Below are 24,200 nucleotides of genomic sequence, written 5' to 3' on the forward strand. Positions count from 1 at the left end.
GGCTGCGGCATGATCTCTCTCATGGCCATCGTCGCGGGCATCGACAGCTCGACCCTTCGCACCCGGATCGTCGCGTGTGACGCCGACACCGGGGCCGTGCTGCGCTCCGGCAAGGCCCCGCACCCGGCCTCCGAGGCCTCGCAGGCCCGTGCCACCGAGGCGGACCCGCAGTCCTGGCTGCACTCGCTGGGCGAGGCGGCCACCGGCGGGCTGCTGGAGGGGGTGCGGGCGATCGGGGTCTCCGCCCAGCAGCACAGTCTGATCGGCCTGGACGCGGGTGGCGTGCTGGTGCGCCCGGCGCTGCTGTGGACCGACCCGCGCTCCTCGGGGGCCGCGGCCGCGCTGGTGGACGCGCTCGGCGGCCCGGCCGCCTGGACGGAGGCGATCGGCGCGGTCCCGGCCGCCACCTACACCATCGCCAAGCTGCGCTGGCTGGCCGAGTTCGAGCCGGCCAACGCCCGGCGGATCGCCGAGGTGCTGCTGCCGCACGACTGGCTGGTCTGGCAGTTGCTCGGCCACCCGCAGCGGCGCACCACCGACCGCGGCGACGCCTCCGGCACCGGCTACTGGTCGCCGATCACCGGCGAGTACCGGCAGGACCTGATCAAGCTGGCGCTCGGCCATGAGCTGCTGCGGCTGCCCGAGGTACTCGGCCCCAACGAGCCCGCCGGCCACACCCCCGAGGGCCTGCTGATCTCGGCCGGCACCGGCGACAACATGGCCGCCGCGCTGGGCCTTGGCCTGTTGCCGGGCGATGCGGTGGTCTCGCTCGGCGCCTTCGGGACCATCTTCGCGGTGCACGAGCAGCCGGTGGTGGACCCCAGCGGCACCGTCTCCTCCTTCGCCGACGCCACCGGGCACCACCTGCCGATGATCGGCACGCTCAACGCCGCCCAGGTGCTGCGGTCCACCGCCAACCTGCTCGGTCGCGACCTGGAGGGGCTGAGCGAGCTGGCGCTGCACTCCTCCCCCGGCGCCTACGGGATGGTCCTGCTGCCCTACCTGGAGGGCGAGCGCACGCCCCGACTACCGCACGCGGCGGGCACCCTGACGGGTCTGCGGGCCGAGTCGATGACGCCCGAGCACCTGGCCAGGGCCGCCGTGGAGGGCATGCTCTGCAACATCGCCGATGCCCTGGACGCGCTGCGCGCCAAGGGCGTGACGGTCCGTCGGGTCTTCCTGCTGGGCGCGGTCGGGCGGCTGGCGGCGGTGCGCGAGATCGCCCCGGCGATCTTCGGCGTGCCGGTGGTGATCCCGCCGCCGGGCGACCACGCGGCGCGCGGCGCGGCCCGGCAGGCCGCCTGGGCGCTGGCCGGCACGCCCGAGCCACCGCAGTGGGAGCTGCCGGAGGCGCAGACCTTCGAGCCCGACCCGGACCAGCCGTTCGGTGCCGCCGTCCGGCAGCAGTACGGCGTGGTGCGCGACCAAACCCACCCTGAGATCGCCTAGATGGCCCAGGGCCTTTCCGGCGGACCTTGCCGCGCGCTGATCCGACAAGGTCCGCCGGAAAGGCCGTAGCGTGGAAAGCCCTGGTCTCCCACGAAGGGCTTCTGAGGCATGGCGCTGCACACCGGCTCGAGCGCGGACCACCGACTGGCCGTCAATGCCCTGCTGGGCGAGGCGGATCCGGTCGGGACGATGCGGATGGCACCACCCAAGCACCGGCTGCACCACGCCCCGCTGCCGCCGCACATCGCCTACCAGCTGATCCACGACGAGCTGATGCTGGACGGCAACGCCAAGCTCAACCTGGCGACCTTCGTCACCACGCAGATGGAGCCGGAGGCCGACCGGCTGATGGCCGAGTGTGCCGACAAGAACATGATCGACAAGGACGAGTACCCGCAGACCGCCGAGCTGGAGCGGCGCTGCGTGGCGATCCTGGCCGACCTGTGGCACGCGCCGGACCCGGAGCAGGTGGTCGGCTGCTCCACCACCGGCTCCAGCGAGGCCTGCATGCTCGCCGGCCTCGCGCTCAAGCGCCGCTGGATGCGCCGCAACCAGGACCGGTACGACGCCGGGGCCCGGCCGAACCTGGTGATGGGCGTCAATGTCCAGATCTGCTGGGAGAAGTTCTGCAACTTCTGGGAGGTGGAGTGCCGGCTGGCGCCGATGGAGGGCGAGCGGTACCACCTGGACGCCGAGTCGGCGCTGGCGCTCTGCGACGAGAACACCATCGGCGTGGTCGGCGTGCTCGGCTCCACCTTCGACGGCTCCTACGAGCCGATCCAGCAGATCTGCGCGGCGCTGGACGAGTTGCAGCAGCGCACCGGCCTGGACATCCCGGTGCACGTGGACGGCGCCTCCGGCGGCATGGTGGCGCCGTTCCTCGACCCCGACCTGCTCTGGGACTTCCGGCTGCCCCGGGTCGCCTCGATCAACACCTCGGGCCACAAGTACGGGCTGGTCTACCCGGGCGTGGGCTGGGCACTGTGGCGCGACCACGAGGCGCTGCCCAAGGAACTCGTCTTCAAGGTCAACTACCTGGGCGGCGAGATGCCGACCTTCGCGCTGAACTTCTCCCGGCCCGGCGCCGAAGTGGTCGCGCAGTACTTCAACTTCCTGCGGCTGGGCCGCGAGGGCTACCGCGCGGTGCAGCAGTCCTGCCGCCGGGTGGCCCGTCATCTGGCCGCCGAAATCGAGAAGTTGGGCTCCTTCCGACTACTCACCCGGGGTGACCAGCTGCCGGTCTTCGCCTTCACGGTGGCCGACGGGGTGACGGCCTTCGACGTCTTCGACGTCTCCCGGCGGCTGCGCGAGCGCGGCTGGCAGGTTCCCGCCTACACCTTCCCGGACAACCTGACGGACCTGTCGGTGCTGCGGGTGGTCTGCCGCAACGGGTTCACCATGGACCTGGCGGACCTGCTGCTCGCCGACCTCGCCCGGCTGCTGCCCGAGCTGTCGCGCCAGCCGGGACCCGCGCAGGAGCGGGGAATCCAACCGGAGAGCGGCTTCCACCACTGAGGCCGCCGCCATCGGGCGGCGACGGGCCGACCGGTGGCGACAGGTCAACAGGCGACGCCGGAGTCAACTGGTGGCGTGAGAACAGAAGCTGAACAGATGACCGATCCCACCATGCGTTATCACGCTCCGCACGGGAACACTGACAGTGAGTCAGGAGGTGGGATCAGTTGCGCATCTTGCGACGCCCGAAAATCTCGCGCCACCTGCGGCCCCAGCGGCCCCCACGCCCGCCACGCCCGTCCCGGCAGGCGAGCCCCGTCCGTCCCTCCGGCACCCGCCGTCCATCCGGCACCCGCCGCCCCGAACGCCATCCGCGCGCCTGGCGGCGGCGGAGTTCGGTGGCTCTGGCGGCCTGCGCGACACTCGTGACGGCGAGTTGCGCCCAACCCGCGCCCGCGGCCAACGCCACCACCAGAGCGGCCACCGCGAGCTCCGCCGGTCCGTACACGGCGCCGCGCACCACGGTCAACGACCCGGCCCAGTACGTGAATCCGTTCGTCGGCACGCAGCCCGGCGCGCCCGACTACGGGAACGGCGGTGGGTCCGGCAACACCTTCCCCGGCGCCGTCGCCCCCTTCGGGATGATGCAGTGGAGCCCGGACACGGTCACCGACCAGCACGGCGGCTACTTCTACGACGACAACCGGATCCGCGGGTTCAGTCTCACCCACATATCCGGCGCCGGCTGCGGCGACTACGAGAACGTCCCGTTCATGCCGACCCTCGGCATTGGCCCGGCCGCCTACGCCACCTTCTCCCACACCAACGAGTCGGCCTCGCCGGGGACTTACTCGGTCACCTTCGACAACGGGATCAGAACCGACCTGGCCGTCACCCAGCGCTCGGGGATCGCCCAGTTCAGCTACCCGGCCGGCCGGCCCGCCGCACTGACGGTGAACGCCGGCGAAGCGGCCAACACCGCCACCGGTGCGATCACGATCGGGACGGACCAGCTCTCCGGCTACACCGACAGCGGAAACTTCTGCGGCTCCGGCAACCACTACCGGCTGTACTTCGTGGCCGTCTTCGACCGTCCGTTCAGCCAGGCCACGCTGACCGGCGGTTCACTCGCCCAGGTCTCCTTCGACACCTCGGCCAACCGCACCGTCACCGCCCGGGTCGGCATCTCCTTCGTCAGTACCGCGGGCGCGCTGGCCAACCTGCAGGCCGAGCAGGGCACCAGCACCTTCGGCCAGATCCAGGCCGCCACCCGGACCGGTTGGGACGGCATGCTGGACCGGATCGCCGTCGCGGGCGGCACCCTGGCGGACACCCGGACCTTCTACACCGCGCTGTACCACTCCCTGATGGATCCGAGCGTGTTCAGCGATACCGACGGGCGCTATCTCGGCTTCGACGGACAGCTGCACACGGTCGCGGCCGGCCACGCCCAGTACGCGGACTTCTCCGGCTGGGACATCTACCGGTCCGAGGCCCAGCTGCTCGCGTTCCTGGCTCCCCAACAGGCCTCCGACATCGGCCAGTCGATCGTCAACCAGGGCAACCAGGCCGGATACCTGGACCGCTGGACGCTGGCGAACAGCGGCACCGGGGTGATGATCGGGGATCCACTGCCGATCATCGCGAGCGACCTGTACGCCTTCGGTGCGACCGACTTCGACGCCTGGGGTCTGATCTGGCTGGCGCTGGCCGGCACGACCAAGGACAACGAGCGCCCCGGGCACGCCCTCTACGACAGCGAGGGCTTCATCCCCTCCGGTTCGACCGAGTTCTGGCCGGCCTCGGAGACCCTGGAGTACGCCAGTGCCGACTTCGCGATCTCCCAACTCGCGGGCCGGCTGGGCTTCACCCTGGCGCAGGACGTCTACCTGCACCGCTCGGCCGACTGGCGCGACCTCTTCAACATCGGCACCGACTACCTGCAGCCCCGCTACGCCGACCACAACTGGCCCAACTTCGAACCGAGTTCGCCGGACGGGTTCACCGAGGGCGACGGCGCGCAGTACACCTGGGCAGTGCCGCAGAACCTGCGCGGCCTGTTCGACGCGATGGGCGGCAACGACGCGGTGGCGAGCCGACTGGACTCCTTCTTCGGCCAGCTCAACGCCGGCCCGACCGCGCCCTACGCCTACCTGGGCAACGAACCCTCGGTCGGCACCCCCTGGCTCTACGACTACGCGGGCCGCCCGTACCGCACCCAGGCCGTGGTCCGCCAGGCACTGACCGGCCTCTTCTCCGACGCGCCGAACGGCGAGCCCGGCAACGACGACCTCGGGGAGATCTCCTCCTGGGCCGTCTGGGCCTCGATCGGCCTGTACCCGGAAGTACCGGGGCGGTCCGAACTGGCCATCGCCGGCCCGCTCTTCCCCGCCGTGACGATCACCCGCGGCAACGGCGTGGTGATCAACCTCAACGCCCCGGCCGCCGCGGACAACGCACCCTACGTCTACGGCCTGAACGTCAACGGCACCTGGACCCAGCAGCCCTGGCTGAGCGAGCAGTTCGTCCGGACCGGCGGCACCGTGGACTACGGGCTGAGCACGTCACCGGACCCGTGGTGGGGCAACACACCGGCCGACGCACCACCGTCCTTCGACGTCGGGCCGGCCGCCCCGGCCACCGGCACGATCACCGGACTGGCCGGCAAGTGCCTCGACGTCGATCACAGCCAGAGCGCCGACGGCACCAAGGTGCAGCTCTGGACCTGCAACGGCAGCGCCGCCCAGCAGTGGACGACGGCCTCGGACGGCTCCGTCCAGGCCTTCGGCGGCCACTGCCTGGACATCACCCAGAGCGGTACCGCCGCCGGCACCAAGGTGCAGCTGTGGACCTGCAACGGCACCGGCGCCCAGCAGTGGTGGCCGCGCTCGGACGGCTCACTGCTCAACCCGCCCTCCGGCCTGTGCCTGGATCTACCGAGCAGCAACACCACCGACGGCACCCAGCCGCAGATCTGGCCCTGCAACGGCAGCGGTGCCCAACGCTGGACCGTCCCAGGCTAGTTGACGGCCCAGCCAGTCCATCAGTCCAGGTATCCGCGCAACTGGTCGGCGAACGCGTGATCGCGCAGCTTGGCCAGGGTCTTGGCCTCGATCTGGCGGATCCGCTCCCGGGTCACCCCGAAGAGCGCGCCGATCTCCTCCAGGGTGCGCGGCCTCCCGTCGGCGAGCCCGTAGCGCAGTTCCACCACCTTGCGCTCGCGCTCGCCGAGCGTGGCCAGCACCGCCTCCAAGTGCTCGCGCAGCAGCAGGAAGGCGGCGCTCTCGGCCGGGGAGGCGGCGTCGGCGTCCTCGATCAGGTCGCCGAGCGCCACCTCCTCCTCGGCCCCGATCGGGGTGTGCAGCGAGACCGGCTCCTGGGCCAGCCGCAGCACCTCGCGCACCCGTACCTCGGTCAGCTCCAGCGCCAGGCCCAGCTGGGCCATGGTGGGCTCGGTGCCGTGCTCCTGGAGCAGCCGGCGCTGCACCCGCAGCACCCGGTTGATCAGCTCGACCACATGGACCGGGACCCGGATGGTTCGGGCCTGGTCGGCCAGCGCGCGGCTCATCGCCTGGCGGATCCACCAGGTCGCGTAGGTGGAGAACTTGTAGCCGCGGGTGTAGTCGAACTTCTCGACGGCCCGGATCAGGCCGAGGTTCCCCTCCTGGACCAGGTCCAGCATGGTCAGGCCGCGGCCGATGAAGCGCTTGGCGACCGAGACCACCAGACGCAGGTTGGCCTCGATCAGCCGCCGCTTGGCGATCCGGCCGAGCACCACCAGCTGGTCCAACTCATCGGCCAACGGGCCCTCCGGCAGGCCGTGTTCACCGAGGTACTGCTCGGCGAAGAGGCCGGCCTCGACCTGCCGGGCCAGCTCCACCTCCTCGACGGCGGACAGCAGCTTGATCCGGCCGATCTCGCGCAGGTACTGGCGGAACAGGTCGGCGGCGGGGCCCTGGGCGTCCTGCCCGGCCAGGGCCGCGGACAGGCCTCGGCCGTCCGGCTCGGCCGGAGCGCGGTCGTCGGTGTCGGGCTCGTCGATGTCAGGCCCATCGGCGTCGGGCTCGGCGGGGCCCGGCGCCGGTTCCGGCTCGGCGGGGCCCGGCCCGGCCGCGAACCCGGCGGTGGGCGGCACCTCCTCGGGCGCTCTGACGATCTCCAAGGGGCCCACCCTCCGCGGGCGAGGACGCCCGGACATCGACGGACTTGAGACCCCTTCAGTGTGGGGTACGCCACAGGTCCGCGCCGATAGTCCGATGCTGAAAATCCGTCACCAGCCGCCCGCCCGGGCCGGCCCGCGGGTCACAGCCCGGCGGGCCCGCGCGTCTTCAGGTTGTCGTCGTACTGCTGCAGTGCCCACAACTCCTGCTGCACCGGACCGAGTTCCTCGGCCGTGGCGCGGTTGCCCAGCCGCTGGAGCTGGGCCCGGACCTCCTGGACCCGGCGGCTGACCGAGGCACGGCGCAGCTTGACCAGGAACTCGCCCGCGTAGATCTCGTCCGGCTTGCGCCGGGTGCGCACCGGCTCGACCGTCAACTCGTTGATCAGCGAGCGGATCTGGTCGTTCTCGGCGATCTCCTGGACCTGGGTGAGGAAGTGCGGCAGCGCGGCACCGTAGGTGGTGCCGCCGGCCTTGCCGATCGACCGGCGCACGGCCGCGTACGGCGGGGCCGTGAACTCCTCCTCGGCGTACTGGTCGAAGGCCGGGCTGACCAGCTCGGGGTGCTGCAGCGCGAGCTTGAGCAGCTCGCGCTCGACGAACTGGGCCGGGTCGCGCGGGTCCAGACGCAGCACCGGCCGGGACGGCGCGACCTGCGGCTCGATCCTGCGCTGCTGGCCGCGGCCCTGCTGCGGCGACTCGCGCTGCCAGCGGGAGATCTGGCCCACCCGGCGGACCACGAACTGCTCGTCCAGGATGCCGAGCAGACCGGCGAGCTGGACCGCGTACTCGTGCCGGATCGACGGGTCCTTGATCTTGGCGACGATCGGGGCCGCCTCCTCCAGCGCGGCGGCGCGGCCCTCGGCCGCGTCCACCCGGTGCCGGGCGACGGTGGAGCGCAGCGCGAACTCGAAGAGCGGCACCGGGTTGGCGATCAGCTCGCGGACCGCCTCCTCGCCCTGGGCCAGCCGCAGTTCGCACGGGTCCATGCCGTCGGGAGTGATCGCGATCGAGGTGCGGGCGGCGAACTTCTGGTCGTCCTCGAAGGCGCGCAGCGCGGCCTTCTGGCCGGCCGCATCGCCGTCGAAGGTGAAGACCGTCTCGCCGCGGTACTGGCTGGTGTCCATCAGCAGCCGACGGATGATCTTGATGTGATCCTCGGCGAAGGCGGTACCGCAGGTGGCCACCGCCGTGGTGACACCGGCCAGATGACAGGCCATCACATCGGTGTAGCCCTCGACCACCACCGCGCGCCCGGTCTTGGCGATCTCCTTCTTGGCGAGGTCGATGCCGTACAGCACGTGCGACTTCTTGTAGATCGGCGTCTCGGGGGTGTTGAGATACTTGGGCCCGTTGTCGTCCTCGCGCAGCCGGCGCGCGCCGAAGCCGACCACTTCGCCCGCCACATCCCTGATCGGCCAGACGAGACGGCCACGGAAGCGGTCGATCAGCCCGCCGCGCTGGCCCTGCGAGGCCAGGCCGCCCTGCAGGATCTCCCGGTCCGTGAACCCCTTGCCGCGCAGATAGCGGACCAGGTGCTCCCAGCCGGCCGGGGCGTAGCCGACGCCGAACCGCGCGGCCGCCTCGGCATCGAAGCCGCGCTCGGCCAGGAAGGAGCGGCCGATCTGGCCCTCCGGCGTCTCCAGCTGCTCGCGGTACCAGGCGGCAGCCACCTTGTGGGCCTCCACCAGCCGGGTGCGCTCACCCTGCTGCCCGCGCGAGGAGTAGCCGCCCTCCTCGTAACGCAGCGTGATGTTGGCCTGGGTGGCCATCCGCTCGACGGCCTCGGCGAAGGAGAAGTGCTCGATCTTCATCAGGAAGGAGATCGTGTCGCCGCTCTCCTGGCAGCCGAAGCAGTGGAAGACACCCTTGCTCGGACTGACGTAGAAGGAGGCGGACTTCTCGTCGTGGAACGGGCAGACGCCCTTCAGCTGGCCCCCGCCGCCGTTGGTGAGCTGCACGTAGTCGCCGACGACCACGTCGATGGGCAGCGCGTCGCGCACCGCCTGTACGTCTTCATCCCTGATCCGTCCCGCCACCTTGGAAGTGTACGGGGTCGGGTCAGGGCCGGGCGGCGGAAACCAGGCGGGCGTGCCAGGCCAGCGCCGAGGCGTCGGTGAGGGTGGCGATCTGGTCGATCACGGCGCGTAGCGCCCCCTGGTCGTCCTCGGCCTCGGCGTACTGGGCGGCGAAGACCGGGTCCAGGTCGGCCGGGTCGCCGGCGGCCAGCAGCTCGGCCAGCTCGGCGATCACGATCCGCTGCCGGGTCCGCAGCTGGGCCTGCTCGTCGCGCTGCATCACGTAGCGGACGGCGACGGCCTTGAGCACCGCGCACTCCAGCCGTACGCCGATGGGGACCACCAGCTCGGCCGCGTACCTGGTCAGCCTTCCCGGGCCGTAGCGCGCCCGGGTCGCCTGCTCGGCGGCCAGGCAGAACCGGCCGATCAGCTGGCTGGTCATGTCCTTGAGCCCGGCCCGGCTGCGCGGCGAGCCGTCGTAGGAGGCGGGCCACCACTCCTCGGCCTGCAGGCGGTCCAGTGCCGCGCCGAACTCCTCGGGCTCGGCGCCGGGCGCGTACCGCTCGGCCACCTTGAACAGCTCGGCCCGCTCGTCCGCGCTGCGCAGCGCGGCCGGGTCGATGTGCCCGGCGTACAGGCCGTCCTCCACGTCGTGGGTGGAGTAGGCGACGTCGTCCGACCAGTCCATCACGGTGGCCTCGAAGCACCTGCGGCCCTGCGGGGCCCCCGAGCGCAGCCAGCGGAAGACCGGCAGGTCGTCGGCGTAGACGCCGAACTTGGCGGAGTCCGGGTCGAGGGGGTGGCCGCCGCGCGGCCACGGGTACTTGGTGGCGGCGTCCAGCGCGGCCCGGCTCAGGTTGAGGCCGACGCTGCGCCCGGGGCGGGGCGCCAGCCGGACCGGGGCCTCGTCGAGCGGAGCGAAGCGCTTGGGCTCCAGGCGGGTCAGGATGCGCAGCGACTGGGCGTTGCCCTCGAAGCCCCCGCACTCCTTGGCGGCCTGGTCCAGCGCCTCCTCGCCGGTGTGGCCGAACGGCGGGTGGCCGATGTCGTGCGCCAGGCAGGCGGTCTCCACCAGGTCCGGGTCGCAGCCCAGCGCGGCGCCCAACTCCCGGCCCACCTGCGCGCATTCCAGCGAGTGGGTGAGCCGGGTGCGGGGGAAGTCGCTGCGCATCGGGGCCACCACCTGGGTGGTGCCGGCCAGTCGGCGCAGCGCGGCGGAGTGCAGCACCCGGGCCCGGTCGCGCTGGTAGGCGGTGCGGCCGGGGCGTTTGTCCGGCTCGGGCACCCAGCGGGCCTCGGCGTGCTCGTCGGGCCGGCCGCCCGATGGGCCGTCAGGTCGGTCGTCGTGCGGGTCGTCGTGCGGGTCCTGGTGCGCGGCAGCGTACGTGGCGTCCATATGACAGCTACCGTACGCCGCCACTGTGACGGTTCCGACGCAGCACGCTCGAAATATTGCAGAGAACTCTCTGCACATTCTCCCATGCAGAGGATCCTCTGCAAGCTAGTCTCTGCATCATGACCAACGAGCCCCCGGCCGAACCCACTGGCCCCACCGGCCCCACCGGCCCGTCCGACTCCCGGACCGTCGACCCGCGCAGCCTGCGCGCCCTCGCCCACCCGCTGCGGATGCGGATCCTGGACCTGCTCAGCGACCAGGGCCCCGCCACCTCGGCCAGGCTCGCCGCCCAGCTCGGCGAGAACACCGGCACCGTCAGCTGGCACCTGCGCCACCTGGCCGAGCACGGCTACATCGAGGAGGAGATGGGGCGCGGCACCAAGCGCGAGCGCTGGTGGCGACGGAAGGACCGCACGCTGGTGCTCAACACCCGCGAGCTGTCGGTGGACCCGGAGACCAGCCAGGCGCTGTCGGTCTACCAGCAGCACTACCTGGAGCGGACCTTCCGGCGGGCGGCGCGCGCCCTGTCGGTGCCGCTGACCGGCGACTGGGTCGGCTCCGGGCACATGTCCGACTGGGGCGACGTTCGCCTCACCCCCTCCCAACTCCACGCCCTCGGGCAGGAGTTGCTGGCCGTGGTGCGGCGCCACGTGCCCGATCCCGAGGCGCCCGTGCCGGACGGGGCCCAGCCCGTCCTGATCCAGTTCCAGGTCCTGCCCATGCTGCCCGAACCGACCGGGCCGACCGCACCGACCGCACCGACCGCACCGACCGAGGAGTCCGAGTGAAGACCGCCACCGCCACCACCGACACCTCCTGGGCGATCACGCCCCGCCGCAGCCTGCTGCGCCGCCACCGCGACTTCAGGCTGCTCTTCGCCGGCGAGGTGGCGGGCAAGTACGGCTCCTCGGTCACCGGCCTGGCGTTACCGCTGATCGCCGTCACCCGGCTGCACGCCAGCGCCTTCGAGGTCGCCGCGCTGCCCGCCGCCACCTGGCTGCCCTGGCTGCTGATCGGCCTGCCGGTGGGCGCCTGGGTGGACCGGCTGCGCCGGCGGACCGTCATGCTGGCCTCGGCCGCCGCCTCGCTGCTGCTCTACCTGACCGTTCCGCCGGCCGCCGTGCTCGGCCTGCTGAGCTACCCCCAGCTGCTGCTCGTCGCACTCTGCGCCGGCACCAGCACCGTCTTCTTCCAGACCGCCTACACCGCCTACCTGCCGAGCCTGGTGGCCGAGCCGGACCGCGCCGAGGGCAACGCCAAGCTGCAGGGCAGCGCCTCGGCGGCGCAGATCGTGGGCCTGGGCACCGGCGGCGCCCTCGCACAGGTCTTCGGGCCGGTCAACAGCCTGCTGGCGAACACCGCGACCTTCCTCGTCTCGCTGCTCTGCACCGGTTCGATCCGGCAGCGCGAGGCGGTCACCGCGCCGGACGACCGCAAGCCGGTGACCCTGCTCAGCGAGGTCGGCGAGGGCCTGCGGGTGATCGTCCGGGACTCCTGGCTGCGCTGCTTCATGATCTACGGGGCCCTGGGCAACCTGGCCCTGACGGCCTACCAGTCGATCCAGGTGGTCTTCCTGCTCGGCCGCGCCCAGCTGCCGGAGAGCGCGCTCGGCACCCTGATCGGCGCCGCCAGCATCGGCGGCATCCTGGGCGCGCTGGTGGCCCGCCGGGTCGGCGCCGCGCTCGGCACCGCCCGGGCGATGCTCTTCTTCCTGATCGGCCTGCCCGGCCTGGTCCTGCTGATCCCGCTCACCGGACCCGGCGCCGGGATGCTCTGCTACCTGATCGGCGGCGCGGCCGTCTCGGCGGGCGTGGTGGCGGGCAACGTGCTGCGCGCCACCTTCACCCAGAGCTACGTCCCCGCCGAGCTGCTCGGCCGGATCACCGCGAGCAGCTCGTTCCTCGCCTACAGCCTGATGCCGCTCGGAGCGCTGCTCGGCGGGGCACTGGCCGATTGGCTCGGCGTCCTGCCCGCGATGTGGCTGACCTGCGCCGCGCTACCGCTGGCGGGCCTGACCCTGTGGTTCTCCCCGCTGCGCCGCTACCGCGACCTGCCGGCGGGTTCCCTCGTGCGGGCCGTGGCCGCCTGAGGCGTCGGCGCGCGCTCGACCAGGAAGAACCCGAGCGCCACCCCCAACAGCGGCACCGCCCTGAGCGGGCGTCAGCCACCGCGGACGGTCCTGAGCACCGCCGCCGCCATCGCCTGCTGGCCCGCGGCGTTCGGGTGCAGCGGGGCCCGTCCGGCGGCGGGGAACGGCGGCTCGATCCAGCGGGTCGACTGGCCGGAGCACATGTCATGCCCGAGCGAGGGCGTGTAGGTGTCCACGAACACCGCGCCGGCCGCCTTGGCCCGGTCCTTCAGCACCGCGTTCAACTGCTGTTCCTGGGCGGCCAGGAAGCTCAGGTCGCCGGCGGTGACCGCGCCGCCGAGCAGCGAACCGCAGCTCGCCGGGTCGGTGGGCAGCAGCGCCGGGTAGCCGACCAGGTACACCCTGGCGTGCGGAGCCCGGCGGGTGACCTCGCCCAGCACCCCGGCCACCTTGTCCCCGACGGTGCCGATCACCCCGGCCAGCTTGTCGCTGCCGTCCGACGCGGTGTACGAGTCCCGGCAGGGCGCGTCCTTGGCGCCCTTGGGGTCGATGGCCCGCAACAGCGTGGCGGCCACGCCCTGCTCGGCGCAGTGCTCCATCACCTTCATGAAGCCCGCGTCGTTGCCGCCGATCCCGATGGTGACCAGGCCGGTCCCGGCGTTGAGCGCGTCCAGTTGCGGCGGATTGCTGCCACCGGTCACCTGCTGGGCCGCCGTGAGGTCGGCCGTGGTGGCGGAGGAGCAGCTCACGTCGGTGAACCCGCCCGGCGCCAGGTGCAGGCCCGCGGCCACCAGGGACGGGTAGTTGGCCGCCGAGCGGGAGCAGCCCTTGACCCCGCCGCCCGCCGGGTCGACCTTCAGTCCGGCGGTGTAGGAGTCGCCGATCGCCACGTACGGGCCGCTCGGCACGGTGGGGCTCGGCGTGACGACCGTAGGGTGCTGCCGGTCGGCCTGCGTCGCGCCGCCGGTGCAGCCGGCCAGCGCCAGCAGTGCGGCCAGCACACCCACGCCGGACAGACCGGCACGCCTCGGTCGGCCGATCACACGCGCCTCCCGGGCGGCACTGCCATGGGGGTCATGGCCAACCGGTGGTGACGGCCGGTCACCACCACCCGGGCAACGAACGACCGGGCACCGATGACTCCCGGCTCCGACAACGCCGAGGGCGCGAACCGCGCCCGCCGCTACTGCTCGCCGCGCTCGTGCTCGGCCAGGAACTCCTCGAAGCGGCGGCCCAGCTCGTCGGCCGAGGGCAGCTCGGCGGCCTCGGCCAGCAGGCTCTCGCGGCCCTCGGCACCGGCCACCGCGTCGTACTGGCCCTCCATGCCGCGGATCGCCGAGCGCAGCTCGCCGTCGCCCTGGGCCAGCTGCTCCTCGATGTCGGCGTAGACCTCACCGACCCGCTCGCGCAGCTGGTTGCCGGGCAGCACCAGGCCGGTGGCGGACTGGACGGCCTCCAGGATCAGTACGGCGGCGGCCGGGTAGGGGGAGCGGGCCACGTAGTGCGGCACGTGCACGGCGAAGCCCAGCACCTCGTGGCCGGCCTCGGCCAGCCGGTACTCGACCAGCGCCTGCGCGCTGCCGGGCACCTGGGCCTTCTCGAACCACTGCGGGTAGCCGGCGGCCAGGTCGAGGCGGTTGCCGTGCGGGGTCAGCCCGACCGGGCGGGTGTGCGGCACGCCCATCGGGATGCCGTGGAAGTCCACCACCAGGCGCACCCCCAGCTGCTCCACCAGGCCGGCGATCGCGGCCGCGAAGGCCTCCCACTCGACGTCCGGCTCCGGGCCGGTGAGCAGCAGGAACGGGGCACCGGTGGCGTCCTGGACCAGCTGGAGCAGGATCTGCGGCGGGTCGTAGGAGGTCCAGCTCTCGCGGTCGAAGGTCATCGCGGGACGGCGGGCCCGGTAGTCCACCAGTCGATCGTGGTCGAACCTGGCCACCACCTGCGGGCTGCCCTGGGCCAGCAGATGGGTCATCACCTGCTCGCCGGCCTCTCCCGCGTCCATGAAGCCCTCGAAGTGGTAGAGCAGCACCAGGCCGCCGGGGGCGTCGCCCTCGGTCGTGGACATCACGGCCGCGTTCGCAGCCGCCACCGCCGCCATGCCCTGCGGTTCCAGCTCGTACAGCGCCTCGGGATCACGCACCGCGCACCCAACCGTTTCTCGTCGTCGGCCCTAACCTGCCCGGACTCCCCGCCCCGCCGACCTCGGCCGGCGGTGCGTTCCGGTCTACACACCAGCGTGCCGCGCGGCACCGACATTCCCGGCTGCCGGGGCAACGCTGGAATCCTCTCATCCCCGGGCCGGGCCCCAGGCCCGGCTCCCTGCCCACGGCCAGGGCATCGGCGCAGGTCAGAGCGGGGAAAGTCGGCGGGCCACTGGCCCTCGGCGCCCGGCGGGGCGTAGCATCAGGACACTTGCGCCGCCGACCCGCGTGCCGCGAAGTGACGCACGGGGCCAAGCCGGGTATGGTCCTCTCGCTGCCACGCATCATCGCGTCGTCGCCACGTCGTCTGTCACGCCGTGGGCCGCGGTCCCGATCCATGCACGAGCAGCCACCCACATCGCACCTTGCCTTCACCTGGCCGCCTGCTTCCCTTCGCGCACTCCTTCCTCTCTCGGCCATCTCGCGGACGCACACTGTCCCCCCGCACCTCCCCGCCGGACCGGTCCCGTGCACCGTGCCCGCTCCGGCACCGCGCTGCCTGCCTTCGGGCCACCCCCACCCCGCCGTACGGCCGAGTTCCGGCGTACCCGGGGCGTGGTGGAACACCTCGGGGCGGGGCGAACTGTCCACTCCCGGACGCCCGTCACCCGGGCGCGAGGGTCCCTCCGACTGCCGAAGGACCGAAGGTTCCGTGCCAGCACCTGTCACCCTCACCGGCCGCACCGTTCGGCTGGAGCCCCTCTCCGAGCAGCACGCCGAGGCCTTGGCCGAAGCCGGCTCGAAGGACCGCACGACGTACGCCTTCACCGCCGTCCCCCAGGACCTGGACGCCGCGCGCGAGTTCATCGCCACCGCGCGGGCCGACCAGGCGGCGGGCCGCTCGCTCGCCTTCGCCACCGTGCGCGCCTCGGACGGTGTGGTGGTCGGCTCCACCCGGTTCCTGGAACTCGACTACTGGCAGGGCCCGGTGGTCTGGCCGCCGCTGCCCGCCGGCCCGGTCGGCGACCCGGCCACCGCCGTGCCGGACGCCGCCGAGATCGGCCGCACCTGGCTCTCCCCGCTCGCCCAGGGCACCGGCATCAACACCGAGGCCAAGCTACTGATGCTGCGCCACGCCTTCGAGGCCTGGGGCGTGCAGCGGATCTCGCTGCGGGCCGACGCCCGCAACCTGCGCTCGCGCGCGGCGATCGAGCGGCTCGGGGCCACCTCCGAGGGGGTGCGCCGGGCCCACAGCCGGGGGCTGGACGGGGTGGTGCGCAGCACCGCCTTCTACTCGATCCTGGCCGACGAGTGGCCGGCCGTGCGCGACATCATCGAGCTGCGGATCGCGGCCGCGATCGCGCCGAGTGCGCCGGAGCGGCGGATCGACCGGGGCCTGGGGCGCGAGCTCGACCAGGAGTGCGTCAGACACGCCGGCTCGCTGGTCCCCGGTGCGCTGAGCACCGCCTCGCTGATCACGGTCTGACCGGACCGGCCCCCGCGGGGGCCGGAGTCAACCTGCGGCAGCGGTGACCTCCTGCGGGGGATATTTCGCATACCCACCGTTCTGTTGGGCACCACCCCGCCATGACTGCCCTCGATTCCGTCCGGCTGCTCGGCGCCGACCAGCAGCACATCGTCACCCGCGCGCAGCTGATCGAACACGGGGTCCCCTCGGGGACCATCGCGCACCGGCTGCGCCCGGGCGGGCCCTGGCAGCGGGTCCTGCCCCGGGTGATCTGCCTGCAGAGCGGACGGCTGACACCGCATCAGCGACTGCGCGCCGCGCTCAGCTACGCCGCCCCGAAGGGCGAGCGGCCACTGCCGGGCGCCGTCCTGCTCACCGGGCTGGCCGTGCTGGCCGACGCCGGGCTGACCAGCGCCGGGCACCCCTCGGACCTCGACATGGTCGACGTCCTGATCCCGGCCGGGCGGCGGGTGGCCAGCCGGGACTTCGTCCGGGTGCACCGCGCCCCGGCGAGATCGAGCACGCTGCCGGCCGGCTTCGAGCGGGACGACGGCCTGTGGAGCGTCGGGGTGGGGCGCGCGCTGTCGGACGTCGCGCCGTACCTGACCAGCAGCCGGCAGTTCCGGGCGCTGTGCGCGGAGGCGGTGCAGGGCCGGCACTGCGAGCGGGCCGACCTGCTCGCCCGGCTGCTGGGCGGCCCGCCGGCCACCGTGGCGCTGCCCCAGGTGCGGCAGGTGGCCGACGAGCTGACCTGCGGGATCTACTCGATCGCGGAGAGCGAGGCGCGCGAACTGCTGCACCGCGGCGGCCTGCCGGAGCCGCTGTGGAACCCGGTGCTGCTGCTGGACGGACGGTTCCTGGCGATCCCCGACGCGTTCTGGCCGCAGGCCTGCGTGGCCCTGGAGATCGACTCGCGGGCCTGGCACCTGCGCCCGGCCGACTACGAGCGCACCCTGACCCGGGGCAACCGCCTGCAGGCGGCCCGACTGCCGGTGGTCCGCGCCACTCCGCACCAGCTGCGCACCGACTCGGCCACGGTGCTGCGCGAGCTGCGCACCCTGCTGGCGACCGGGCCGCACGGGCCCTACCACCGGATCACCTGGACCAGGGCCCGGGTCGGCTAGCGCGGCCCCCGGCGTCAGGGCCCCGGTGCAAGGGCCCCGGCGTCAGGACTCCGGCTCGCCGCCGGCCGCGCCCGCGGCGCCCGCGGCGGCGGCCAGCGCCTGCAGGGCGGCCAGATGGGCGGTCAGGGTGGCGCGGCCGGCCTTGGTCGCGGCCAGCCAGGTGCGCGGGCGCTTGCCCACGTACCCCTTCTTCATGGTCAGGTAGCCGGCCGCCTCCAGGGCGCCGGCCGCCTTGCTGAGCACCGAGTCGGAGACCTCGCAGTAGTCCCGCACCACCCCGAACTCCGCCTCGGCGCAACCACAGAGGAAGGCCAGCAGGGTCAGCCGGGTGGGGTGCTGCAGCAGCGGGTCGATGGCGTTCACGCGGCGGCCGGTTCCCGGCGGGCCCGGCGGTTGGCCAGCAGCGTGAGCACCCACATGGCCAGGCCCGCGGCCACCCCCGCGGCGGCGTCGGCCCCCAGGGCGTCACCCCGCACCGCCCAGCCGATCGCCCCGCCGACCCCGGCCGCCAGCACCACCGCCCCGGTGCCGCCGAAGACGAAGCCGCGCCAGCCGCCGAGCTGGGTGGGCCGGTTGACCACCCCGGTACTGCGCGCGGCGAGCTGGACCGCCAGCCCGATCCCCAGGCCCATCAGCACGCAGTCGAGGATCATCAGCCAGGTCAGGTCATAGGCCTGCGCCACACCGGTGAGCACGCCGTAGCCGGCGAGCACCGCGCCGATCACCGGCCCGTACCAGCCGGGCATCAGCCGCGGGCGCACCGCGGCGGCCTGCGCGCGCTCGGCCAGCGCCAGCGCCTGGGTGGGATCGAGCGGTACGGCGGTGGAATCGGTGGACATGCTGCTACCCCCTGGCATGGAAACGTGATTCCAGGGTGGCACATAGTTTCCAGATTGGAAAGTGAATGGTGGCAGGCATCGCCTCAGCAGCGGGCGTCGATCCGCTGGAAGGTGGCGTAGTGGTCCGCCGTCCAGTACTCCTCGCCCGCGCCGCCGGTGACGATCCGCCTGGCCCCGCGGTCCCCCGAGCCCGGGGTGACCACGGTGTACTCGTGGTAGTAGCCGCTGGGCTCCTTGGGCAGCCGCTTCTCGCGGTTGTCGAAGACCACGCCGTCCGTGCGGTACGGGTAGGGGCCGCCCTTGCCGATCAGCGCCAGGGTGTCGCGCGCCTGGCCGGGCAGCCGGCTCTGGCAGACCCCGCCCGCGGCGGCCGTGCCGGCGGTGGTCGTCCGGGACGCGGAGGCGGCGGGGCCGGCGGGGCCGTGGTGCCGTCCCGTCGCGTACAGGACGGCGGCCGCCACCGCGCACAGCAGCACGGCGACGACGGCGATCAGGCGGAGGCGGCTGGACATACGCATCCGAACAGCGTAGAGCCGGGGCGGGTCCGGACGCCGTTGTCCGTACCCGCCCCGGCTCTGTACGGCCGGCGGTTCTCCTGCGCCGAGCACCGCCGGTCGCCCCTCCCCGTTGGAGGGGGTGCGGATCAGCGTGAGTCGCTGCCCGCAGTCTCAAGGGCGGCGCGACCGGCCTCCAGGCGCGCCACCGGGATCCGGAACGGCGAGCAGGAGACGTAGTCCAGGCCCGCCTCGTGGAAGAAGTGCACCGACTCCGGGTCACCGCCGTGCTCGCCGCAGACGCCGAGCTTCAGGTCGGGACGGGTCGCCCGGCCCTCCTTCACCGCGTGCTTGACCAGCGCGCCGACACCGTCACGGTCGATGGTCTCGAACGGGGAGACCCCGAAGATGCCCTTCTCCAGGTAGGCGGTGAAGAACGAGGCCTCCACGTCGTCCCGGGAGAAGCCCCACACCGTCTGGGTGAGGTCGTTGGTGCCGAAGGAGAAGAACTCGGCAGCCTCGGCGATCTGACCGGCCGTGACGGCCGCGCGGGGCAGCTCGATCATCGTGCCGAGCTTGATGTCCAGGCTGACGCCGGTGGACACCGCGACCTCGGCCAGCACCCGCTCGCACTCGTCGCGCACCAGCTCCAGCTCCTGGACGGTGCCGACCAGCGGGATCATCACCTCGGGGCGCGGGTCGCCGCCGGCCAGCCGGCGCTCGGCGGCCGCCTCGGCGATCGCCCGCACCTGCATGCCGAACAGACCGGGGATGACCAGGCCGAGGCGCACACCGCGCAGGCCCAGCATCGGGTTCTGCTCGTGCAGCTTGTGCACGGCCTGCAGCAGGCGCAGGTCGTTCTCGTTGGGGTCCTTGCGGGCCTCGGCGAGCGCGACGCGCACCGACAGCTCGGTGATGTCGGGCAGGAACTCGTGCAGCGGCGGGTCGAGCAGGCGGACCGTCACCGGCAGCCCGTCCATCGACTGGAAGAGCTCGACGAAGTCGCTCTTCTGCAGCGGCAGCAGGGTGGAGAGCGCCTGCTCGCGGTCCTTGTCGTTGTCCGCCAGGATCAGGTGCTCGACCTCCTTGCGGCGCTCCTCGCCGAGGAACATGTGCTCGGTGCGGCACAGGCCGATGCCCTGGGCGCCGTAGCGGCGGGCGCGGTTCGCGTCCTCGGCGTTGTCGGCGTTGGCCCGCACGGCCAGCCGGCGGCGCACGTCGGCGTGCGCCATCAGGCGGTGCACCGCCTGGACCAGACCGCCCTGGACGTCGGCGCCGGCGTGCAGGGTGCCCTCGAAGTACTCGACCACCGGGGACGGCAGAACGGGCACCTCGCCCAGATAGACCTTGCCGGTGCCGCCGTCGATCGAGACGACCTCGCCCTCCTCGATGACCAGGCCGTCGGCGGTGATCATCTTGCGGCGCTTGGTGTCGACCTCGAGCTCCTCGGCACCGCAGACACAGGTCTTGCCCATGCCGCGGGCCACCACGGCGGCGTGCGAGGTCTTGCCGCCGCGCGAGGTCAGGATGCCCTCGGCGGCGATCATGCCGTCCAGGTCGTCCGGGTTGGTCTCGCGGCGGACCAGGATGACCTTCTCGCCGGAGCGCGACCACTTGACCGCGGTGTAGGAGTCGAAGACCACCTTGCCGATCGCGGCGCCGGGCGAGGCGGCCAGGCCCCGGGCGATCTGCTTGGAGGTGGACTCCGGGGCGAAGCGCGGGAACATCAGCTGGGCCAGCTGGCCGCCGGTCACCCGGTGCAGCGCCTCGTCCAGGTCGATCAGGCCCTGGTCGACGAGCTGGACGGCGATCCGGAAGGCGGCCGCGGCGGTGCGCTTGCCGATCCGGGTCTGCAGCATCCACAGCTTGCCGCGCTCGATGGTGAACTCGATGTCGCACAGGTCGCGGTAGTGCAGTTCGAGCTTCTGCATGATCGCCATCAGCTCGTCGTACGACTTCTTGTCCAGCTGCTCCAGGTCGGCGAGCTGCAGGGTGTTGCGGATGCCCGCGACCACGTCCTCACCCTGGGCGTTGGAGAGGTAGTCGCCGTAGACGCCGACCGCGCCGGTGGAGGGGTCGCGGGTGAAGGCGACACCGGTGCCGGAGTCCTCGCCGAGGTTGCCGAAGACCATGGAGCAGATGTTGACGGCGGTGCCCAGGTCGTTGGGGATCCGCTCCTGGCGGCGGTAGAGCCGGGCCCGGTCGCCGTTCCAGGAGTGGAAGACGGCGTGGACGGCCAGGTCCATCTGCTCGCGCGGCTCCTGCGGGAACTCCCGCCCGGTCTCGCGCAGCACGATCGCCTTGAAGGTCTCGACCAGCGCCTTGAGGTCCGCGGCGTCCAGGTCCAGGTCGCTGGTGGTGCCCTTGGCGTGCTTGGCCTCCTCCAGCGCCTCCTCGAACAGCTCGCCCTCGACGCCCAGCACGGTCTTGCCGAACATCTGGACCAGGCGGCGGTAGGAGTCCCAGGCGAACCGCTCGTTGCCGGACTGGGCGGCCAGGCCCGCGACCGAGACGTCGGACAGGCCGATGTTCAGGACGGTGTCCATCATGCCGGGCATGGAGAACTTGGCGCCGGAGCGCACCGAGACCAGCAGCGGGTTGTCGGCCTGGCCGAGCTTCTTGCCCATCTGCTGCTCAAGGGCCGCCAGGTGGTCGCTGACCTCCTGGTTCAGCGAGGCCGGCTCGGCCCCGGTCTCCAGGAAGACCTTGCAGGCCTCGGTGGTGAGGGTGAACCCGGGGGGGACCGGGAGACCGAGGTTGGTCATCTCGGCCAGGTTCGCGCCCTTGCCGCCCAGCAGGTCCTTGAGGTCCTTGTTTCCTTCGGTGAAGGAGTAAACAAACTTCTGCGTCGCCGCCACGGGTCGGTCTCCTCGCACGGGGTTGCCCTGACGCCGGAGAACATACCCATTTCGAAGGCGGTTTCGCGCCGTCGACAGGCCGTCCGATCCCGGGGGCCGGGCTCGACCCATGAGATCAAAAGCTTGTGAAGGCGTTCACCTCTGTTGCTGAAATCGTCCGGCTGACGCTAGCGATCGTTCAAGTCTTGAAGGCATCGGCGCTGAAGATCACCAGGATCGGACGGAGGGTAGCGGTGAGGCGACCACCTTGTTTCCCCGGCTTGATTTCCTGCAGTCAAGGGGGCGATCGGCTGCGGCGCCCGTTCGGGAAGCGATTTGGACACCGTGGCACTTTCGACACCCCTGACATGCCGTCAGTCGTGCCACGGTGTGGCCAGTGTCACGGACGCGGCTCACTCATCGTACGTATCGAAACTCGTACGTTCGTCGCCCAACGCGCCGATCCGACTGCGCTCCGTAAGGAAAATCTGCCAGAAAGGAGCCCTCTTGGCCAGATTGGCCAAGAGGGCTGGGACATCGCGTCCCGCCGCCTTCGAGCGGCTACTTCGACGCTTTGGATGAATCAGCCGCCAGAGGTGTCCGATTCGGCCTCAACGCCCGGCACGGCACAGTCATACGGATCGTCCAACCAGCCTTCCGGCAGGACCACCCGTCCATTGCCACTGGTGCGCCCGCGCGGACCGTCCGCGCCGGCCGGCCAGCGCTGCTCCTGGTCCACCTCGGCGAGCAGGCCCGCCAGTTCGTCGAGCGAGCTGGCCGTGGCCAGCTTGACCCGCAGCTGGGAGCCGACCGAGAAGCCCTTGGTGTACCAGGCCACGTGCTTGCGGAAGTCGACCACGCCGCGCTGCTCGTCCCCGATCCAGCGGCCCAGCAGCTCGGCGTGGCGCAGCATGGCGGCGCCGACCTCGGCGAAGCTCGGGCGGACCGGGTCGGTGACGCCCTCGAAGACGGCGACCAGGTCCTTGAAGAGCCAGGGCCGGCCCAGGCAGCCGCGGCCGACCACCACGCCGTCGCAGCCCGTCTCGCGCATCATCCGCAGCGCGTCCGGCGCCGACCAGATGTCGCCGTTGCCGAGCACCGGGATGTGCGCCGGGACCGCCTCGCGCAGCCGGGCGATCGCCGACCAGTCGGCGGTGCCGCCGTAGTGCTGGGAGGCGGTGCGGCCGTGCAGCGCGATCGCCGAGACGCCCTCCTCGGCACCGATCCGCCCGGCGTCCAGGTAGGTCAGGTGGTCGTCGTCGATGCCCTTGCGCATCTTCATGGTGACCGGCAGCCCGCCCGCGCCCGCCACCGCCTCGCGCAGCAGCTCGCGCAGCAGGTTGCGCTTGTAGGGGAGCGCCGAGCCGCCGCCCTTGCGGGTCACCTTGGGCACCGGGCAGCCGAAGTTCAGGTCGATGTGGTCGGCCAGGTCCTCCTCGGCGATCATGCGCACGGCCTTGCCGACGGTGGCCGGGTCCACGCCGTAGAGCTGGATCGAGCGCGGCTTCTCACTCGGGTCGAAGTGGATCAGCTGCATGGTCTTGGCGTTGCGCTCGACCAGCGCCCGGGTGGTGATCATCTCGCTGACGAAGAGACCCTTGCCGCCGGACTGCTCGCGGCACAGGGTGCGGAACGGCGCGTTGGTGATCCCCGCCATCGGCGCCAGCACCACTGGGGGCCAGACCCGCAGCGGGCCGATCGAGAGCGTCGCGAACTCACCGCCGGGGGCGGGCTCGCTCGGCGGGGTCGCCGCGGCCTCGGGCACAGCGGCCTCGGTCGCGGCAGGGGCGTTGGGGGCTTCGGGCGTGGCGGTCATGCGCGGCGGGTCCTCGGCGGGAGCGGGCGGAGTGGACTCTCCATTGTCCCCCACCCGGAGCAGCGCCCCTGAGGACCGGCCGGTCGCCCCGCTCGACCGCCCCGGTCAGCCGCCGGTCGTGTAGCCCAGGCTGGTGTGCCCCGAGCCGACGCTCGCCGTGATCGACCGGGTCGCGTTCGAGTCGTTCAGCGCCGGGTCCAGGTCGGCCGAACCGTGCACGTTGAGCCGGTAGGTGGTACCCGGCGGCAGCCCCGCGGTGACCGACCCCGAGGTGGCGGTCACCGACACGCTCTGCGGCGGGGCGGCGAACTGCAGGTCCAGCGACCCGGAGGTGGTGTGGGCCTGCACCTGGGCGGAGGAGACCCGCTGGGCGGTGAGCGAGCCGCTGGTGAGCTGGGCGGCGACCCGGCCCGAGACCTTGTCCAGCTCGATCGAGCCGGAGGTGGTGCGCAGGCTCAGATCGCCGCTCAGGCCGCGGATCTTGGTGTCGCCCGAGGTGCTCCGGACCGTCACGGCGGTGCTCGCCGGGGCACCGATGTCCAACTCCACCGAACAGGAGGGCTCGTTGATCCCCAGCACCTTGGGGCACCGGGCCGAGATCTTCAGCGTGCTGCCCACCACGACGCGGCTGATCTGCGGCTGGCTCACCGTCCAGCGCTCGGCCTCCTGGACGGACAGCTGGTCGTCACCGCCGGCGGTGATCGTGGCGTTCGCGTTCTGCAGGTCCAGCTCCAGTGCGGTGACCGTGCTCGGGTAGAGGTTCGGGCGGATGCTGGTCTGGCGCACCAGGCTGGTCCAGGTCTGCCCGGCGCCGAAGAGGAGCACCCCTGCTCCGGCCAGCGTGCCGACCACCCGCCAGGCCCGTCGCTCACCGCCCCCGGGCCGGTCAGCGGCCTGCTGCGCCGAGGCCAC

At 72.4% G+C, this 24,200-nt stretch carries 18 protein-coding genes; 7 read left to right on the forward strand and 11 right to left on the reverse strand.

The genetic code is table 11. From position 1 onward, the window contains the following. Positions 1 to 21: 21 nt before the first annotated feature. The 3 genes from ACFZB9_RS02695 (at position 22) to ACFZB9_RS02705 (ending at position 5,927) form a co-directional block, all read left to right on the forward strand. Positions 22 to 1,449, forward strand: coding sequence for an FGGY family carbohydrate kinase (locus ACFZB9_RS02695; protein WP_391443114.1), 1,428 nt, complete (start codon positions 22 to 24; stop codon positions 1,447 to 1,449). Between the two features lie 108 nt (positions 1,450 to 1,557). Next, on the forward strand, positions 1,558 to 2,964 hold the full coding sequence (locus ACFZB9_RS02700; protein ID WP_391443116.1) for a glutamate decarboxylase: 1,407 nt from the start codon (positions 1,558 to 1,560) through the stop codon (positions 2,962 to 2,964). 338 nt (positions 2,965 to 3,302) lie between these two features. Then, positions 3,303 to 5,927 carry a GH92 family glycosyl hydrolase gene (locus ACFZB9_RS02705; protein WP_391443118.1) on the forward strand — a complete coding sequence of 875 codons (2,625 nt, stop codon included), beginning with the start codon at positions 3,303 to 3,305 and terminating at the stop codon, positions 5,925 to 5,927. Between the two features lie 20 nt (positions 5,928 to 5,947). On the opposite strand, the gene ACFZB9_RS02710 is transcribed toward ACFZB9_RS02705, so the two are convergent. The 3 genes from ACFZB9_RS02710 to ACFZB9_RS02720 all read right to left on the reverse strand — a co-directional run bounded on the left by ACFZB9_RS02710 (position 5,948) and on the right by ACFZB9_RS02720 (position 10,477). Further along, positions 5,948 to 7,102, reverse strand: a complete 1,155-nt coding sequence (locus tag ACFZB9_RS02710) for an RNA polymerase sigma factor (protein ID WP_391443119.1) — start codon at positions 7,100 to 7,102, stop codon at positions 5,948 to 5,950. A 104-nt stretch (positions 7,103 to 7,206) separates the two neighbouring features. Then, positions 7,207 to 9,102, reverse strand: coding sequence for a DNA primase (dnaG, locus tag ACFZB9_RS02715; RefSeq protein ID WP_391443121.1), 1,896 nt, complete (start codon positions 9,100 to 9,102; stop codon positions 7,207 to 7,209). Positions 9,103 to 9,124: 22 nt separating this feature from the next. After that, the gene (locus ACFZB9_RS02720; RefSeq protein ID WP_391443122.1) at positions 9,125 to 10,477 is read right to left on the reverse strand and encodes a deoxyguanosinetriphosphate triphosphohydrolase; all 1,353 of its coding nucleotides are present in this window, start codon (positions 10,475 to 10,477) and stop codon (positions 9,125 to 9,127) included. A 119-nt stretch (positions 10,478 to 10,596) separates the two neighbouring features. Here ACFZB9_RS02720 and ACFZB9_RS02725 point away from each other — a divergent pair, with 119 nt between their 5' ends. Together ACFZB9_RS02725 and ACFZB9_RS02730 are read left to right on the forward strand one after the other, a co-directional pair. Then, positions 10,597 to 11,265 carry a helix-turn-helix domain-containing protein gene (locus ACFZB9_RS02725; RefSeq protein ID WP_391443124.1) on the forward strand — a complete coding sequence of 223 codons (669 nt, stop codon included), beginning with the start codon at positions 10,597 to 10,599 and terminating at the stop codon, positions 11,263 to 11,265. Then, positions 11,262 to 12,566, forward strand: coding sequence for an MFS transporter (locus tag ACFZB9_RS02730; protein WP_391443125.1), 1,305 nt, complete (start codon positions 11,262 to 11,264; stop codon positions 12,564 to 12,566). Before ACFZB9_RS02725 ends, ACFZB9_RS02730 begins: the two co-directional genes overlap by 4 nt. Positions 12,567 to 12,637: 71 nt before the next feature. On the opposite strand, the gene ACFZB9_RS02735 is transcribed toward ACFZB9_RS02730, so the two are convergent. Beyond that, positions 12,638 to 13,609, reverse strand: a complete 972-nt coding sequence (locus ACFZB9_RS02735; protein WP_391443126.1) for an SGNH/GDSL hydrolase family protein — start codon at positions 13,607 to 13,609, stop codon at positions 12,638 to 12,640. 140 nt (positions 13,610 to 13,749) lie between these two features. Continuing rightward, positions 13,750 to 14,709 carry a PAC2 family protein gene (locus ACFZB9_RS02740; RefSeq protein WP_391443127.1) on the reverse strand — a complete coding sequence of 320 codons (960 nt, stop codon included), beginning with the start codon at positions 14,707 to 14,709 and terminating at the stop codon, positions 13,750 to 13,752. Between the two features lie 713 nt (positions 14,710 to 15,422). Between ACFZB9_RS02740 and ACFZB9_RS02745 the strand changes: the two genes are divergently transcribed. Together ACFZB9_RS02745 and ACFZB9_RS02750 are read left to right on the forward strand one after the other, a co-directional pair. Next, on the forward strand, positions 15,423 to 16,196 hold the full coding sequence (locus tag ACFZB9_RS02745; protein WP_391443129.1) for a GNAT family N-acetyltransferase: 774 nt from the start codon (positions 15,423 to 15,425) through the stop codon (positions 16,194 to 16,196). Positions 16,197 to 16,297: 101 nt separating this feature from the next. Then, positions 16,298 to 17,302 carry a hypothetical protein gene (locus ACFZB9_RS02750; RefSeq protein WP_391443130.1) on the forward strand — a complete coding sequence of 335 codons (1,005 nt, stop codon included), beginning with the start codon at positions 16,298 to 16,300 and terminating at the stop codon, positions 17,300 to 17,302. 42 nt (positions 17,303 to 17,344) lie between these two features. Here ACFZB9_RS02750 and ACFZB9_RS02755 read toward each other — a convergent pair whose 3' ends face one another. From ACFZB9_RS02755 to ACFZB9_RS02780, 6 genes are all read right to left on the reverse strand, one after another. After that, positions 17,345 to 17,665: a transcriptional regulator gene (locus tag ACFZB9_RS02755; RefSeq protein ID WP_391443131.1), complete on the reverse strand. Its 321-nt coding sequence runs from the start codon at positions 17,663 to 17,665 to the stop codon at positions 17,345 to 17,347. Continuing rightward, on the reverse strand, positions 17,662 to 18,141 hold the full coding sequence (locus ACFZB9_RS02760; protein WP_391443133.1) for a hypothetical protein: 480 nt from the start codon (positions 18,139 to 18,141) through the stop codon (positions 17,662 to 17,664). Before ACFZB9_RS02760 ends, ACFZB9_RS02755 begins: the two co-directional genes overlap by 4 nt. A gap of 83 nt (positions 18,142 to 18,224) precedes the next feature. After that, entirely contained in the window at positions 18,225 to 18,659 is a 435-nt protein-coding gene (locus ACFZB9_RS02765; RefSeq protein ID WP_391443135.1) for a ribonuclease domain-containing protein, read from the reverse strand. A 125-nt stretch (positions 18,660 to 18,784) separates the two neighbouring features. Next, positions 18,785 to 21,604 carry a pyruvate, phosphate dikinase gene (ppdK, locus tag ACFZB9_RS02770; protein WP_391443136.1) on the reverse strand — a complete coding sequence of 940 codons (2,820 nt, stop codon included), beginning with the start codon at positions 21,602 to 21,604 and terminating at the stop codon, positions 18,785 to 18,787. A gap of 451 nt (positions 21,605 to 22,055) precedes the next feature. Then, positions 22,056 to 23,129 carry a tRNA dihydrouridine synthase DusB gene (dusB, locus tag ACFZB9_RS02775; protein ID WP_391443322.1) on the reverse strand — a complete coding sequence of 358 codons (1,074 nt, stop codon included), beginning with the start codon at positions 23,127 to 23,129 and terminating at the stop codon, positions 22,056 to 22,058. Between the two features lie 264 nt (positions 23,130 to 23,393). Continuing rightward, complete coding sequence (locus tag ACFZB9_RS02780) at positions 23,394 to 24,200, reverse strand: DUF4097 family beta strand repeat-containing protein (RefSeq protein WP_391443137.1); 807 nt, start codon at positions 24,198 to 24,200, stop codon at positions 23,394 to 23,396.

The sequence above is a fragment of the Kitasatospora sp. NPDC008050 genome (genome assembly GCF_042957465.1).
Taxonomy (GTDB): domain Bacteria; phylum Actinomycetota; class Actinomycetes; order Streptomycetales; family Streptomycetaceae; genus Kitasatospora.